We start from the raw sequence: 13,416 nt of genomic DNA, 5'->3' as shown, positions 1-13,416 counted from the left end.
GCGGCCACCGTCGCGGAGGCCCCGGGTGCGGCGGGCGCAGGAACGGTGATCATGCTGCGACCTCCAGCGCGGCGCATTCGTCCGGGAACATCTCCGCGACCTTGCGGAGCGAGTAGGGCGGGTCGTGGAGCAACAGGCGCCGGCCCTGCCCGCTGAGGGCGGCCGCCGCCCCTACGAGGGCGGCGACCGCGGCCGTGTCCAGGAGGACTACGGCGGAGAGGTCGAGGTGGACGACGGGGCCGGGCATCCCGGTCGCAGCTGCCGCTCAGCTGCGCCCCGGGGCCAGTCGCGCAGGCGGCTGGGCGGTCGACGGCGCCGTGGGCGTTGCGGGGTCCATCCCCTACTCCATGAGCATGCCGGTGCGCAGCCGGGCCAGCGTGCGCGACAGAATGCGTGACACCTGCATCTGGGAGATGCCCAGCTCGGCGCCGATCTCGGCCTGGGTCTGCTCCTGGCCGAATCGCATCCGCAGGATGAGCCGGTCGCGTTCCTCCAACTGTCCCAGCAGGGGCGCGAGGGTGTGGAACTCCTCGAACAGCTCCATGCCGGGATCGACGGCTCCGTGGCGTTCCGCCGCAGGGCGTGCGCTCCGGCCCGCCGAGGACGCCTCGTCGCCGTCGACGGCGGCGTCGAGGGAGCTGCTCGTGTAGCCGTTGGCGGCCACCAGCCCGTCTATGACCTCGTCTTCGGACAATTCGAGGTGGAGGGCGAGCTCCTTGACCGTCGGCGCCCTGCCCAGGACATCGCTCAGGGCCTCCTGGGCCTTGGCCAGTTCCGTACGCAGCTCCTGCAGCCGGCGCGGTACGTGCACGGCCCAGGTGGTGTCGCGGAAATAGCGCTTGATCTCACCGATGATGTAGGGGAGGGCGAGCGTGGAGAACTCGACCTCCCGCTCGAGGTCGTAGCGGTCGATGGCCTTGATCAGGCCGATCGTTCCCACCTGGATGATGTCGTCCATGTCGAGGCCCCCGCCGAGCACGCGGGCACGGAAGCGCCGCGCCGCGAACTGTACGAGCGAGAGGTTCATCTCGATCAGGGTGTTGCGCGTGTACTGGTACTCGCGCGTGCCCTCCTCCAGGGTGCGCAGCCTCGCGAAGAAGTGCCGCGACAGCTCACGGGCGTCGGTCGGCGCCATCTCGCGGGCGTTCTCGACCTCGATGCGGTCCATGTCCGGCATTGGCGTTCCCACGATGCCCCCGTCACGAGCAGGAGCTTGTGCGGCTGTAGCAAGCATGGGTCCCATAACGGTGGCCGAGCGAGACATGGTGGCCACTCCCTCCCGATTGACTGATGGCGTTCCGGGCGCGTGTGCCCCGGTTCATCGGTCCTACACCCTTCGCGCGGCAACCTCTTCGATTCCCGGACCACGCCGTGCGCCCGGGGGCCGTCCGCACCCTGCGGAGGCCTTGTCGATCGAGCGACCAGGCATACTCCCTTGACGACGACGTTACAGGTGGCGAGCCGGGAGGCGGGCATGATCAGAGCAGGGGACGCGTTCCAGCCAGGTGTGGTCGGCGACAGCTACGCGGCAGGGGCCGGGTGGGTGGTGGCGGCCCGCGGAGAGCTGGACCAGGACACCCTGGCTCCGCTGGAGGAGGCTCTCGCCTCCGCTGCGGACCGGTACCCACTGGTGGTTCTGGACGCCGGTGGCATCACCTTCGGGGACTCCTCCTTCCTGAACCTGCTCCTGCGGCTGCACCATCTGACGGCCCTGCGCATCGCGGCCCCCGGCGAGCAGTTGCGCCGGCTCTTCGCCGTGACCGGTGCCGATACGGTCCTTTCTGTACACCCGAGCGTCGAGGACGCCTTCGGGGCCTGAGCGCGCACCGGTCAGCCGGTGTACGGGCCGGTCGCGTTCGGACCGGCCGGGGTGGCCCTGAGGTGCCTCTGACGCGCCAGCGAACCTGCAGCGGCGCGGGCGGAGGGGGCCAGCGACGGACCCGGCGTGAAGGCCGATCACCACCGCGTCAGGCGCGGAGTACCCCGGCAGGCTGCTCCTCCACGACCCTGGCCAGGCGGGCCAGCATGCCCCGGTGCCGGAGCTGGAGGGCTGCCTCGCTCAAGGGGTTGTGCAGGACTCCTCCCAGACCCCGCAGGGGGTGCTCGTCGCAGACGATGAGGGTTTCCTCGCCCCCAGGGTCTGAGCTGGAGGAAGATCCTCGCGGTGCCGAGGGCCTTGAAGGACGCCTCCAGCTCCAGTTCCTTGCCGGTTTCCCGGTGGCGGACGGTCGTGATGCCCTCGACGGACCACGGCCCCAGCCGGATCGTGTAGCGCAGCCGGGACCCCAGGGCGGGCCATGTGTGGTCGAGCGGAGTGGACTCGGAGGGGCCCACGACCCATTCGCCGTACCGGTTCGGATCGGCGAGTACGGCCCACACCGTGCGTGGCGATCGCCGGATGAGTTGATGACGGACGGCCATGGGAACTCCTCCTACTGCCGAAACGGACGGGAGCTGCGCACGCCGGGCAGGCATCCGCCGCGATCAGACACCGAAGACGTCCCTGAGCTCTCGCTCGCCGGATCCGCGTGACAGGACGTGATCCTTCATCGTGGTGTGCGCCGACACGGTCATGGTGCGCGTACCCAGGGCGGGCCGCATCACGCGAGCCAGGCCGGGCGCTCTCGTCGCAGGGCCCTCCCCTGGACATCCACCGGGGAACGGTTCCACGGCGTCCCGGCGGGCGGGGGGAGTGGGAACGGACACCACGGGTAGGCGCCCGATATGTCCAATAAGGAGTCGTACGGGCCTTCGGGTGAGCGGGGTGAGCCGTGAGGCTGCGGACGAGTCGCCCCGACCGGCCCGGATGTACGCGGCGACGCGCCGGGAGCGGGTTCCGGTACGTCGATTCCGAAGGGCGTCGTATCACGGATGACGCGGAGCGGTCCCGCATGAAGGCGCTGGTCATCCCGCCGGCTTGGCAGGACGTCTGGATCTGCCCCTGGGGGAACGGGCACATCCAGGCGATGGGGACGGACGCCGCCGGGCGGCGCCAGTACCTCTATCACGAACGGTTCCGCGAGCTGCGTGAAGCGTCCAAGCACGATCACGTCGTGGAGGTGTCCGCGCGTCTGCCGTTCCTGAGGAAGGCCGTAGAGGAGGACCTGTCCGGGCGGGGACTGGTACGGGACCGCGTGCTCGCCTGTGTGGCGCGGCTGCTGGACCTCGGCTTCTTCCGGATCGGGGGCGCCTCCTACCGGCGCGACCACGAGGCGTACGGCCTGACCACCCTGCTCCGGGAGCACGCGCGGTGTGCCCGGGGGCGGGTCCGCTTCGACTTCCCGGGCAAGTCCGCGCAGCAGCAGATCCGGTCGATCGAGGACCCGGCTTCCTTCGCGGTGGTCCGGGCGCTGCTGCGGCGGGACGACCGTCCGCAGCTCTTCGTCTACCGGCAGGCGGGCGCCTGGCGCGACGTACGCGCCGAGGACGTGAACGAGTATCTGCGGGACCGGGCCGGCGCCGATCTCACCGCGAAGGACTTCCGCACGTGGCACGCGACGGTTCTCGCCGCCGTGGCCCTCGCCGTGTCCGAGGACATGGCCGGAGCACCTCCTGCCCGCCGACGGAGCGCGGAGGCGCGGGCCGTGCGTGAAGTGAGCCATTACCTGGGCAACACGCCGGCAGTCTGCCGTGCGTCCTACATCAACCCGCGCGTGGTGGAGCTGTTCGAGAACGGCGTGACGATCCGACCCGCGCTCGATGCGCTCGGCGCGAGCGCCGCGGAGGGGGACCTTGCGACTCACGGCGCCGTGGAGGACGCAGTGCGTCGGCTTCTCGCTGAGGGCCATCCATGAGCGGATCGTCGTAGCCGGCCACTGACGCTGACGCAGGGGAGCTGACGCAGGGGAGTGGAAGGCGGCCGGCGGCCAGACGAATCCGGCTGATCGGCGCACCCTGAACCCAGCGAAATGATCAAGGGCGGGGGGCGTTTGGAAATCTCCAAACGGCGCAGACGATCGCTAACACCAACTTTATCCCCCGAGGTAGGAGACGCATCATGGGCATTCTGGCCTGGATTCTCATAGGGCTGCTCGCGGGCCTCATCGCCAAGGCGCTCATGCCGGGCAGGGACCCGGGCGGCATCATCATCACCATGCTGATCGGGATCGCGGGCGGCCTGCTCGGCGGGTGGCTCGGCAAGGTCATCTTCGGTGTCGACTCCATAGACGGCTTCTTCGACCTCTCCACCTGGATCGCTGCCATCGTCGGCTCCATGCTCCTCCTCGCCGTCTACCGACTGGTCACTGGCAACAGGCGCCGCGCCTGACCTACGCGTCCTCTCCGTACGGAAAGACTCCGCCTCTCTTGAGGGCGGAGTCTTTCCGCCGCAACGGGCTCGGGCAGCACGCCGCTCGTAGGCGGATGTGCCGACGCCCGGAGGTTGAGAGCCTGGTACGCGAGCTCCTGCGCGACCACGGGCGGGTCGTGGTGAAGCCCGACCGTTCGGCGGGAGGGCACGGTATGCGATTCGTGGCCCGCAACGACCTGAAGGGCGGGGCGAACCTGCCGCTCGCAACAGTCGGTGGGCCCGAAGGCATGTGGGTGGTGGAGGAGTGCCTCGACGTGGCCGAATCGGTCAGTGTCCAACTGGAGGTAACCGCCTCCGGAACACTCGCGCTCTTCAGCGGAGCCATGCGCACGCTTCAGGGCTCCTTCACGGGATACGCCTCTCCGCTGCCGCCGTCTTGCGCCCACGTGGCCCGCGAGCTGGAGGAGTGGGGGACGGCCCTGGGCCGCCACCTGGCCGACCACGGCTACGCCGGGCCCTTCGGGCTCGACGCGCTGGTGGACACCGAAGGCGACGCGCATGCGAGTGAGAGCAACATCCGCCGTACCGCCACCACCACACCCCACAGCATGGTCATCCGGCTGACCGATGGATCGGCCAACGCACACCCGGCATGGGCGGTGTCCAAGGGGTGGACCCTGAGTCCCATGGACTTCGACAAGGCGCTCGCCCGGTTGCGTGCTTCACGCCTGGCGTTCGACCCGGAGCGGGGCGAGGGTGTGGTTCTCTACGCGGACGTGCCGCCCGACGGCCGTTCCTGGCGGTACGCGGCGATCGCTGGGAGCGCCGCCGACGTAGTCCAGCTGGAAGCCGCGTTGGCCGAGGCCTTCGAATTCGAGGGCGGCTGACCGCACGACGCCGGTCCCGGCACCCAGGAAGGGTGCCGGGACCGGCGTCGCCGTGCGGGGGAAGCGATCAGGCGGGGCGGCCGCCGAAGGGGCCGCCGGTGCCGTAGTACGTGCCCAGCTCCTCCCGGTAACCGGCGTCGCCGAGGTGCTTGTCCCGGTGGAACTCCGGTGCGTTCTTGATCTGTTCCTTGGTGCGGTCGACGAAGAGCTTCTTGTCCTCCGGGTCGACCCGGACCACGGTGCTCGCCGGCAGCAGGACCTCCTTGCCGAAGATCCAGATACCGGTGTCGACCACCAGGTAGGCGTCACCGACCTCGTCGGAGTGCTTGTCGACCTTGCCGATGCTGCCGTCGGTCGCCTCGACCTTGTATCCGGTCAGATCGGTGCCGGCCAGGTGGCCCGAGGTCGGCTGGTAGCTCCACACATGTTCAGTCACGCGAAAACAACTCCTCCGGTCAACGGGGGAGGGCGAAGAACGAATTCTCCGCCCATCCTCCTTGTTCCGTACGTCGTGCTCGGCAGCCGTGCTGCGTTCTGCCAGATCCTCGCCTGCCCGGACTTTTCTGCTTCACGCACCCGGATCCGCAATCGGGACCGGGGTGGCCGTCGATCATTGGAGGTCAGCAGGTCCCCTGCTGCGTCACGGCGACCGCCCCGGCTGCCCTTCGAATGCCCCCGATGCCCGCCTTCATTACTTCCGCGTTCGTGAAGGTCCGCCGACGAAGACATGGCGGTGGCCGGTCACCCCGGGAAGGGGTGACCGGCCACCGCCATGCAGTGTCGGAACTGCGCCTTGTCGTACCGCTACCAGCGATACCAGCGGCCGCTACCGCTCTTGGGGCGGGCGACGAAACCGATCAGCCACAGGACCAGGACCGCGATAGCCACCCACCAGAGAATCTTCACCGCGAAACCCGCGCCGAAGAGGATCAGGATCAGCAGAAGAACGAGAAGCAGGGGAACCATGGTTATCAACCTCCGAAGCACCGTGTGCCCGACCCCACCCGGGACATGCATTCGATTTCCATGTGTTTCCTGTCCTGGTGGCCGGGCAGGAGATCCTGCCCGGCATTCCGCAGTGGCGCCCCGGCTGTCTTGCGCCGCCTGGCCCAATCAGCCACTCGGTGAAGCGTTCTTCGGGCAGGACTTCCTCCATGGACACCAATCACGAGATGGACCCGGCACACGAGGTTCCGGACGGCGTAGATGAGAAGACGGTGCGCGCTCTGGGTGCGCTGTCGAAGGCGCTGGAGACCACGGAGCGGGCTCGTGGCCACCTCTACGGGTTCCACCAGCTGACCGGGACCGCGGACTTCGAGCTCGGCGACGCGGTCCGGTTCCTGCGCGAGGCCGGCCACGAGGAGCAGGCCGCCCGGGTCGAGCGCGAGATCGTGGGCCGCAACGTCATCCCGGGCCACTGGACGTTCCAGATCATCGAGGCCTACAACGAGACCTACTACCAACCCTTCGCCGCGGTGGAACGCGACATCGTCGACGAGCTGGCCGGCGGGCGGGACCACCTCCTGGAGGCCCGCCTCAAAACGGCTCGCCGTACCCCCCATCATCCTGACCACACCGCAACGCCCACCTCTTGAGGGAGCCCGGCTCGGCTACGGCGCGCATGAGGTCCACCCGAACGCTGACCGACCGGGGGCCATCGGAGCGGATGAAGGGGGGCCCGCAGGGGGGCGGCTCCTTCAGCTCCGCTCCTTCACGTCGCGGCGTGCGCTCCGACGGCCTGTCGGTACGCCACGTGCCCACCCAGCGCACCGCTGACGGCCACGGCAGCCATCCCACCCATAGCCCACAGCCGGCCCTTTGCCGAGCGGCCGCGGAGCCGCGCCGTCAGGGACGCGGTGTAGCAGGCCACCGCAGCCGCGTTGGAGGCCGCGTGGGCCAGACCGACCCGGGCCTGCTCCGGCGGTAGATCCGCCCAGTCCGCCCAGCCGGCGACCGCTGCCGGGGCGACGCCCGCCAGTCCGACGGCGGTCAGGGTGGTCGTCGCGCGCTGTGCCCCGGGCACGAAGTCCAGTACCGAAGCCGACAGCCAGCAGCCGATGGGCACCTGCACCAGCACGGGGTGCAAGGGGTGGCCCAGCGGCCTGCCACGCAACAGATCGCGCATACCACCCAGCGGGAGCGAACGGATGCCCCGCTGCAGCACCCTGATGGCCGGATCGGCCGCCGTCGCCCGTTCGAGCCGGTCGAGGGACTTCAGCCAGCAAGCCGAGGCGGTGTCGAGGGCCGCGGTCTGCCCAGCCGTGGGCGAGGTGTCGAGGGTCTGTGAGTTCATACACGACGCCTACCCGCTGCCACGCCGCTATCCCGCGCCGGCCCCGACTGCACCCGAACGACAGGCCGCCGGCAGGGGAGAGCCGCCAAGCCAGGGGCCTGCCTGATCCGGGACGCGGCGGACCACACCCCCGACCCGCTGTTGGAGCAGGTCCTGAGGTGAACGGCGTGGTGTCGGCCCGCTCGAGTCTGATCGGGCCCACACCAGGCCGGCACTCAAGGACGCCGGAACTCAGGGTTCATGACGGTCCGAGGAGGCGGATGCTTCAGTCGATCTGGCCCTGGGTGATGACCTGTATCTCGTTGGTCTCCTCGTTACGCACCCGGTATACGGCATGCGGGCCCTCGTCGCGGACTTCCTCTATCCGCCCCTTCTGCAGGTCCGGCCGCCCATCGTGGTAGCTGATGCGGTCGTTCTCTGTGTGCGACATATTTCCTCCGGTCAAGCCATCGTGACTCGGATTGCATCCGAGTCACGGTCGGGGATGCTCCTGGCCTTTTTGATCGCGGACACGCTCTTCCGGGGTTTGCCAGGAATCCTCGCGGCGCTGCGCGGCGGGATTCTGCTCGGCCGGTGGTGACTCCCGGCGTCTGCGTCGGCTCCCGTACCAGAACGCACCGATCAGAAGAACGACCAGGACGACTCCGGCAAGAATGAGGAAGAGCGAGGCCTGGCCTTCGGCCGCGAGCGTTTCGAGAGCAGTCATGTGCGGCACTTACCCGCGATCCGCGACCATAGCAAGCGTCACCTGGGTTTATTGAACTCGCCGATGCGAAGAGCCGGATCCAGCGGCGGGAGTGTCGTCGCGAAAGCGGAAAGGAACCGCCCGCCGAGGCGGATCCGTCGGAACGTTCAGCCCACCCCAGTAATGGCGGTGCATTTTTGGTCTGATCCTCCGAAGATCGACGCGCCTTCGGATGGGGAGACCGGGACGGGGCAGGCGCACTACCTCATCGATCGCTGTGAATAGCTCGGCGACCCATAGCGAAAATGGAGGTACGGGTGCCCAGTACTGCTCTCTCCTTGGCCTCGCTGCCCGGCGGCCTGGTGGCCCTGCCGGGCGTGTACCAGCCCCAAGCGGACACCCGGCTCCTCGCCGCGGCCCTCGCCCACGAGGACCTCGGGCCCCATACCCAGGTCCTCGAGATCGGTACGGGCACCGGCGCCCTGGCCCTGCACGCCGCGACCACGGGAGCCCGGGTCACGGCGGTCGACGTGTCCTGGTCCGCCGTTGCCACAGCGCGACTGAACGCCTGGATCCACCGCCTTCCCTTGCGCGTCCTGCACGGGGATTTCGAAGCACGCACCACCGGACAACGCTTCGACATCGTCTTCTCGAACCCCCCGTACGTCCCCGCCCCGGACGGTCGAGTGCCCTCGCGCGGCCCGGAACGGGCCTGGGACGCCGGACGCGACGGGCGGGCGGTCATCGACCGGATCTGCGCGGACGCCCCGGCACTGCTGCGGCCCGGCGGAGTCCTGCTCATGGTGCACTCGGGGTTGTGCGGGGCCGGAGAGACCCTCGATCGGCTGGCGGGGGCAGGGCTGGACCCCGAGGTCACGGCGACGGCATCCGTACCCTGGGGCCCCGTCCTTCGATCACGGCGCTCCTGGCTGGAACAGCAGGGCCTCGCGGCGGAAGCCGAAGAGCGGGAGGAACTGGTGGTCATCCGTGCCCAGCGAACCTGATCCCGGGCCGTGCCCGGTCCCCGGCGCAGTGGATGCCCGGCGGGTGGCCGTGGAGCCCGGCGGCCCGGTCCTGGTGGAGGGCCCGGTCGAGTTCGTCCTGGACGACGGGACGGTCGCCCGGTCCGACCGCTTCATGGTCGCCATCTGCATGTGCCGCCGCAGCCGTACGTACCCGTGGTGCGACACCAGCCACCGGCGCCGCGAACGAGCCGCACCATCGCCTGAGAACAGGAACCCGGAATGACGCCTCCGCCGAGCCCGACGAGCCCGACCAGCACCGCGACCGCCGGCGGCCCCCGGCTCGTGGAGGGGCGGGGCGAACTCTCCGACGCCGTCACCGGTGCGCTGCGGACGGGAACCCCGCCGGTGTACGCCCCCGGCGACGTACTGAAGGCCGACCCGTGGGGCGAAGACCTTCAGCTCGCCCTCTACCTGCTGTACGAACTGCACTACCGCGGCTTCGAGGAAGTCGAGGACGAATGCGAATGGGACCCGGACCTGCTCCGCCTGCGCCAGGCCATGGAAGCCCGATTCCTGCACGCCCTGCGCACCGAGCTGTCCGATGCGCCCCGGACTGTCGAGGAGGCCTTCGCCCCCCTCCTCGTCGAGCCCGTGGACCTCTCCGACAGCCTCAGTCACCGCCTCGAAATCGAGGGTGAGCTCTGGCAACTGCGTGAGTACGCGGCTCTGCGGTCCCTGTACCACCTCAAGGAGGCGGACCCGCACGTGTGGGTGGTCCCCCGGCTCACCGGCCGGGCGAAGGCCGCGATGGTCGCCATTGAGTACGACGAGTTCGGCGCCGGCCATGCCGACCGCATCCACGCGCAGCTCTTCGCCGACCTCATGACCGACCTCGACCTGGATCCCGCCTACGGCCGCTACCTCGAGCAAGGCCCGGCGCCGCTGCTCGCCACTGTGAACCTGATGTCCCTCTTCGGGCTGCACCGGGCCCTGCGAGGAGCGCTCGTCGGCCACTTCGCCTGCGTCGAGGTCACCTCCTCACCCGGCTCCCGCCGCCTGGCCAAGGCCATGCGGCGCTGCGGAGCGGGCCCCGCCGCCGAGCACTTCTACGCCGAGCACGTCGAGGCCGACGCCGTCCACGAGCAGGTCGTACGCCACGAAGTCATCGGCGGCCTCCTCGCCGACGAACCGGACCTCGAAGGGGACATCGCGTTCGGATGCGCGGCAACGGTCCTGCTCGAAGACCGGCTCGCGAGCCACATCCGAGAGGCCTGGGACCACGAACGAAGTGCACTGCGCGCGCCCCTGCCCGAGCACTAGAGGGTGTCGTCACGGCGCGGCGCGCCGGCCTCAGGCCCGGCGTGCCGCTTCCACGTCCGGGCACCGTCCCCGCGGTCGCCCCCGTTGCGAACCGGCAAGCGAAGTCGACCGCCGTACTCAAGGCATGGGGAGCCGGCTTCCGGCCAATTCATTGCCGGGCGCCTCAGCATGCGGAGAGAGGGACCACGGGCGGCGCCACGCCGGGGTGCGGTGGGGAATATAATTGACTTCCATGTCGAAGCCTGACGAGCTGCTCGTGAACGTCGCCGCCCTGGTGGAGTCCGGGCAGAGCAACCAGATGTCCCTGACCGTGGTCACCGGCGGTGCTGTGATCACCGGCCGGCTCGCCCCCGAAGCCGTGTGGAGAGAACGGGTGTCGGAGGTGCTGACGGATTCCGCACGCCTGGGCGAGTTCTCCGCCATCTTCACTGCCACGACACCCAGGGAGGGGCCGCCCACACATCTGCACTTCCATGTGGCGCGGATCCTGCAGGGAACCGTGGGCATCCCGGAGACGGGCGGGATGTACCGCATCTCGATCAAGGACGTCAGCGCCTGGACCGTGGGCGACTTCAGCTACTCCGACAATTGACCCGAGATTACGGCGAGCACCCGCCGCAGGGCTGAGGGCCCGACCTGTGTATCGGGTCGGGCCCTCAGTGTTGTAACGGTCCTACCGTGGAGAGGCACGGACTCGTCCTCCCCTACGAGTCGCCGGAGGTCATCGCGTTCGCGATCGACGGGGGCCGCGCCGAGTATGTGGACTGGATCACCCGGGCCACCCAGGCCACCCAGGCCACCCGCTAACCTTCCGCGCCTTGCAGTAGCTCGTCAGCCCGCGACGCGGGGCGCTCGCTCGCGGAGCTGTTGGGCCTCTGAGACTCCGCTGTGTCGGCGCAGGCGTACCCGTATGCCCTGGGTGGCGGCCTGGACCTTGACGAAGCGGATGACGTCGGCGCAGTCGAGGAAGTCGCCTGGGCTGGGCAGCGGTGGGCTACCTGCACAGCGGTGGCGCGGCCGTACTCGCCCTGATCGTGACGGGCGGGCTGCTCTACAGTGCGGGCGCCGTCGTGTACGCCCTTCAGCGTCCCGACCCCTCACCCCGCTGGTTCGGCTACCACGCGGTGTTCCCCGCACTGACGGTGGCAGCCTTCACCGCGTACTACGTCGCCGTCTCGCTCGCCGCCTGCTGATTACGAGACGTGGCGATGCATGATCGTCCCGTTGCGTGGGGCCGGTGGGGTTACCGACCGGCGTCGGATCCGGGCGCGAACGGGCGGCGGAGGGAGACGTAGTAGTCGCCGACCGCGGACAGGTAGTCGTGCTCGGCTGTTTCGCTGTCGGTGGTGAACCGGGGCGCGGCCTTGATCTCTTCCTGCGTGGCCGAGACCCGCACCGCCTGCACTTCGGCATCGATGCGCGTGACGGCGCCGGCCGGGATCAGGACGCTCTTTCCGAACACCCACACGCCGGTGTCGACCACCAGGTGCTGCATGCCGGACTGGTCCTGCTGGCGGTCCACGTGCCCGATGGCACCGTCAGCGGCTTCCACGGTGAATCCCACCAATGACTGTCCGGACGTGTATCCGCTGTCCTGCGCGTACATCCACATTCCGCTCACAGACCATCTCCTCGTTTTCGACGACCGGACGTGCTGGCTCGGTGCACCACCGGTTCGCGTCTGCCCGACCGCATGCCCCCGTACTTGTCGCGCAACCGAGTCCGCAGAACACTCCGGGCGCGCTACGCCGGTGGTCGGACATCGGCTCGCCAGTGCAGTCAGCGATTGCGGCGGCATCTCCTGAGTGCGGTGCAGGGTCTGGCCAGCAGCCTGAGCAGATGGATCTTGCGGACACGCTCGCGGCAGCGGAATCCGCCTCCCCCGTCGAGTCCAGCGAGCCCCCTGGGCGCGTCGCTCTGCCGGGCACCCTCTGCTCCTCGCGGCCGTCTCCAGGACGATGCGACGGTCATGGGATTGGACTGGCACGGTACGCACCGTACGCACGAGGCCACGCGCAGCGCTGACGCCGGGGCGGACCTCGCCGAAGCCTCGGCACCCGAGTAGCACTCTGTCCGGAGTCCGGTCTGCGGGCCGAGATGATCGTCTGGCCGTCGATGCCGACGGGCGTGATCACCTCAGGCCGAGGTCGGTGGGGTGGGGGTTTCGCTGGCGCGGCGGTATTCGGCGTTGATGCGTTGGGCTTCTTCGAGTTGGTCTTCGAGGATGATGATGCGGCAGGCGGCGTCGATCGGGGTGCCTTGGTCGACGAGCTCGCGGGCGCGGGCGGCGATGCGCAGCTGGTAGCGGGAGTAGCGCCGGTGGCCGCCGTCCGAGCGGAGCGGGGTGATGAGGCGGGCCTCGCCCAGGGCGCGGAGGAAGCCTTGGGTGGTGCCGAGCATCGCTGCGGCCCTGCCCATGGTGTAGGCGGGGTAGTCGTCGTCGTCGAGACGGCCGAACGAGTCACCTGCTGTCATTGAACCTCTTTCTGGAACGCGTGGAGGGGCCCTGGTGCCTATGGCACCAGGGCCCCGAAGGAACTACTACACCATCTGCCGGCCCTGATACTGCGCCGGCCCTCTGTGTCCGCAGACCCGACTCATACGTGAGCGGGGTGCGGGGATCGCGGTTGCTTGACCGGAGACCACCTCACTATCGATGTCCTGCGGTACCCGGGCTCCAACCTGCCGGCCCGGGCGATCCTGATGGCGCTCAGCTCCTCCGTTCTTCCCTCAGTGATCAACTACTTGCCCAACGGGTACTGCGTCATGCTGGTCACGCCTACTGCTGGTACTGCTCACTGCTTGTACTGCTCATGCTGCGCGTGGCCCGACCTGGCGCCACGTTCCGGCAGCCAGCCCCGTCGCCCATCCTGCGTCTGCTCTGGCTTGGAACCCCACTGCCGAACCTCCCGGTGCGCGCGCCCGCAGCCGACGCCTTCACCAAGGTGCTGCTCACTGACTTCACTGCTGGGTACCACTCGTGGTGGCCCCTGATCACTGCGGGCCACCCGGTCCAG

At 69.3% G+C, this 13,416-nt stretch carries 19 protein-coding genes and 1 pseudogene; 11 read left to right on the top strand and 9 right to left on the bottom strand.

Annotated features, from left to right (window positions below; all coding sequences use genetic code 11):
- Nucleotides 1-49: 49 nt before the first annotated feature.
- Both OG276_RS03410 and OG276_RS03405 read right to left on the bottom strand, forming a co-directional pair.
- Complete coding sequence (locus OG276_RS03410) at nucleotides 50-247, bottom strand: STAS domain-containing protein (protein WP_266902564.1); 198 nt, start codon at nucleotides 245-247, stop codon at nucleotides 50-52.
- Nucleotides 248-340: 93 nt separating this feature from the next.
- The gene (locus OG276_RS03405) at nucleotides 341-1,177 is read right to left on the bottom strand and encodes a SigB/SigF/SigG family RNA polymerase sigma factor (protein ID WP_266902562.1); all 837 of its coding nucleotides are present in this window, start codon (nucleotides 1,175-1,177) and stop codon (nucleotides 341-343) included.
- A 297-nt stretch (nucleotides 1,178-1,474) separates the two neighbouring features.
- Between OG276_RS03405 and OG276_RS03400 the strand changes: the two genes are divergently transcribed.
- The 4 genes from OG276_RS03400 to OG276_RS03380 all read left to right on the top strand — a co-directional run bounded on the left by OG276_RS03400 (nucleotide 1,475) and on the right by OG276_RS03380 (nucleotide 5,136).
- The gene (locus tag OG276_RS03400) at nucleotides 1,475-1,819 is read left to right on the top strand and encodes an STAS domain-containing protein (RefSeq protein WP_266902560.1); all 345 of its coding nucleotides are present in this window, start codon (nucleotides 1,475-1,477) and stop codon (nucleotides 1,817-1,819) included.
- Between the two features lie 952 nt (nucleotides 1,820-2,771).
- Entirely contained in the window at nucleotides 2,772-3,794 is a 1,023-nt protein-coding gene (locus tag OG276_RS03390) for a DNA topoisomerase IB (RefSeq protein WP_266902558.1), read from the top strand.
- Between the two features lie 203 nt (nucleotides 3,795-3,997).
- Entirely contained in the window at nucleotides 3,998-4,267 is a 270-nt protein-coding gene (locus tag OG276_RS03385) for a GlsB/YeaQ/YmgE family stress response membrane protein (RefSeq protein WP_266902556.1), read from the top strand.
- Between the two features lie 194 nt (nucleotides 4,268-4,461).
- The gene (locus tag OG276_RS03380) at nucleotides 4,462-5,136 is read left to right on the top strand and encodes a peptide ligase PGM1-related protein (protein ID WP_266902554.1); all 675 of its coding nucleotides are present in this window, start codon (nucleotides 4,462-4,464) and stop codon (nucleotides 5,134-5,136) included.
- 67 nt (nucleotides 5,137-5,203) lie between these two features.
- Here the strand turns inward: OG276_RS03380 and OG276_RS03375 are convergent, their stop codons facing one another.
- Nucleotides 5,204-5,572 (bottom strand): PRC-barrel domain-containing protein, encoded by a 369-nt coding sequence (locus OG276_RS03375; RefSeq protein ID WP_266902552.1) that lies wholly within the window; start codon nucleotides 5,570-5,572, stop codon nucleotides 5,204-5,206.
- Between the two features lie 368 nt (nucleotides 5,573-5,940).
- Nucleotides 5,941-6,102 carry a hydrophobic protein gene (locus tag OG276_RS03370; RefSeq protein ID WP_266902550.1) on the bottom strand — a complete coding sequence of 54 codons (162 nt, stop codon included), beginning with the start codon at nucleotides 6,100-6,102 and terminating at the stop codon, nucleotides 5,941-5,943.
- 188 nt (nucleotides 6,103-6,290) lie between these two features.
- Between OG276_RS03370 and OG276_RS03365 the strand changes: the two genes are divergently transcribed.
- Entirely contained in the window at nucleotides 6,291-6,731 is a 441-nt protein-coding gene (locus OG276_RS03365) for a hypothetical protein (RefSeq protein ID WP_266902548.1), read from the top strand.
- 116 nt (nucleotides 6,732-6,847) lie between these two features.
- Here the strand turns inward: OG276_RS03365 and OG276_RS03360 are convergent, their stop codons facing one another.
- The 3 genes from OG276_RS03360 to OG276_RS03350 all read right to left on the bottom strand — a co-directional run bounded on the left by OG276_RS03360 (nucleotide 6,848) and on the right by OG276_RS03350 (nucleotide 8,135).
- Nucleotides 6,848-7,429, bottom strand: coding sequence for a DUF2231 domain-containing protein (locus OG276_RS03360; RefSeq protein ID WP_266902546.1), 582 nt, complete (start codon nucleotides 7,427-7,429; stop codon nucleotides 6,848-6,850).
- 265 nt (nucleotides 7,430-7,694) lie between these two features.
- Entirely contained in the window at nucleotides 7,695-7,859 is a 165-nt protein-coding gene (locus OG276_RS03355) for a hypothetical protein (RefSeq protein WP_266902544.1), read from the bottom strand.
- A 42-nt stretch (nucleotides 7,860-7,901) separates the two neighbouring features.
- Entirely contained in the window at nucleotides 7,902-8,135 is a 234-nt protein-coding gene (locus tag OG276_RS03350; protein ID WP_266902542.1) for a DUF6479 family protein, read from the bottom strand.
- 296 nt (nucleotides 8,136-8,431) lie between these two features.
- Here OG276_RS03350 and OG276_RS03345 point away from each other — a divergent pair, with 296 nt between their 5' ends.
- The 6 genes and pseudogenes from OG276_RS03345 to OG276_RS03320 all read left to right on the top strand — a co-directional run.
- On the top strand, nucleotides 8,432-9,118 hold the full coding sequence (locus OG276_RS03345) for a HemK2/MTQ2 family protein methyltransferase (protein WP_266902540.1): 687 nt from the start codon (nucleotides 8,432-8,434) through the stop codon (nucleotides 9,116-9,118).
- Nucleotides 9,102-9,362: a CDGSH iron-sulfur domain-containing protein gene (locus OG276_RS03340; RefSeq protein WP_266902538.1), complete on the top strand. Its 261-nt coding sequence runs from the start codon at nucleotides 9,102-9,104 to the stop codon at nucleotides 9,360-9,362. The genes OG276_RS03345 and OG276_RS03340 overlap by 17 nt, the downstream gene beginning before the upstream one ends.
- Nucleotides 9,359-10,399, top strand: a complete 1,041-nt coding sequence (locus OG276_RS03335; RefSeq protein ID WP_266902536.1) for an iron-containing redox enzyme family protein — start codon at nucleotides 9,359-9,361, stop codon at nucleotides 10,397-10,399. Before OG276_RS03340 ends, OG276_RS03335 begins: the two co-directional genes overlap by 4 nt.
- A 232-nt stretch (nucleotides 10,400-10,631) precedes the next feature.
- Entirely contained in the window at nucleotides 10,632-10,991 is a 360-nt protein-coding gene (locus OG276_RS03330) for a hypothetical protein (protein ID WP_266902534.1), read from the top strand.
- An 86-nt stretch (nucleotides 10,992-11,077) separates the two neighbouring features.
- A complete protein-coding gene (locus OG276_RS03325) occupies nucleotides 11,078-11,206 on the top strand; it encodes a hypothetical protein (protein WP_266902532.1) in 129 nt (42 codons plus the stop codon).
- A gap of 167 nt (nucleotides 11,207-11,373) precedes the next feature.
- Nucleotides 11,374-11,592, top strand: a pseudogene (locus tag OG276_RS03320) (hemolysin III family protein); the annotation flags it as partial.
- Between the two features lie 50 nt (nucleotides 11,593-11,642).
- Here the strand turns inward: OG276_RS03320 and OG276_RS03315 are convergent.
- Together OG276_RS03315 and OG276_RS03310 are read right to left on the bottom strand one after the other, a co-directional pair.
- Nucleotides 11,643-12,020, bottom strand: coding sequence for a PRC-barrel domain containing protein (locus OG276_RS03315; RefSeq protein ID WP_266902530.1), 378 nt, complete (start codon nucleotides 12,018-12,020; stop codon nucleotides 11,643-11,645).
- Between the two features lie 515 nt (nucleotides 12,021-12,535).
- Nucleotides 12,536-12,874, bottom strand: a complete 339-nt coding sequence (locus OG276_RS03310; protein ID WP_266902528.1) for a MerR family transcriptional regulator — start codon at nucleotides 12,872-12,874, stop codon at nucleotides 12,536-12,538.
- Nucleotides 12,875-13,416: the final 542 nt, after the last annotated feature.

Origin of the sequence: Streptomyces sp. NBC_00086 (assembly GCF_026343255.1) — a bacterium.
In the GTDB taxonomy this organism is placed as follows: Bacteria; Actinomycetota; Actinomycetes; order Streptomycetales; family Streptomycetaceae; genus Streptomyces.
This window is presented reverse-complemented; position numbering and strand designations above follow the sequence as displayed.

Excerpts from the sequence above, each read along its gene's own strand:
- OG276_RS03350 (WP_266902542.1), bottom strand. The coding sequence starts at position 8,135 with ATGACTGCTCTCGAAACGCTCGCGGCCGAAGGCCAGGCCTCGCTCTTC.
- OG276_RS03380 (WP_266902554.1), top strand. The coding sequence starts at position 4,462 with ATGCGATTCGTGGCCCGCAACGACCTGAAGGGCGGGGCGAACCTGCCG.
- OG276_RS03335 (WP_266902536.1), top strand. The coding sequence starts at position 9,359 with ATGACGCCTCCGCCGAGCCCGACGAGCCCGACCAGCACCGCGACCGCC.
- OG276_RS03410 (WP_266902564.1), bottom strand. The coding sequence starts at position 247 with ATGCCCGGCCCCGTCGTCCACCTCGACCTCTCCGCCGTAGTCCTCCTG.
- OG276_RS03370 (WP_266902550.1), bottom strand. The coding sequence starts at position 6,102 with ATGGTTCCCCTGCTTCTCGTTCTTCTGCTGATCCTGATCCTCTTCGGC.
- OG276_RS03360 (WP_266902546.1), bottom strand. The coding sequence starts at position 7,429 with ATGAACTCACAGACCCTCGACACCTCGCCCACGGCTGGGCAGACCGCG.
- OG276_RS03310 (WP_266902528.1), bottom strand. The coding sequence starts at position 12,874 with ATGACAGCAGGTGACTCGTTCGGCCGTCTCGACGACGACGACTACCCC.
- OG276_RS03355 (WP_266902544.1), bottom strand. The coding sequence starts at position 7,859 with ATGTCGCACACAGAGAACGACCGCATCAGCTACCACGATGGGCGGCCG.
- OG276_RS03365 (WP_266902548.1), top strand. The coding sequence starts at position 6,291 with ATGGACACCAATCACGAGATGGACCCGGCACACGAGGTTCCGGACGGC.
- OG276_RS03385 (WP_266902556.1), top strand. The coding sequence starts at position 3,998 with ATGGGCATTCTGGCCTGGATTCTCATAGGGCTGCTCGCGGGCCTCATC.
- OG276_RS03400 (WP_266902560.1), top strand. The coding sequence starts at position 1,475 with ATGATCAGAGCAGGGGACGCGTTCCAGCCAGGTGTGGTCGGCGACAGC.
- OG276_RS03405 (WP_266902562.1), bottom strand. The coding sequence starts at position 1,177 with ATGCCGGACATGGACCGCATCGAGGTCGAGAACGCCCGCGAGATGGCG.
- OG276_RS03330 (WP_266902534.1), top strand. The coding sequence starts at position 10,632 with ATGTCGAAGCCTGACGAGCTGCTCGTGAACGTCGCCGCCCTGGTGGAG.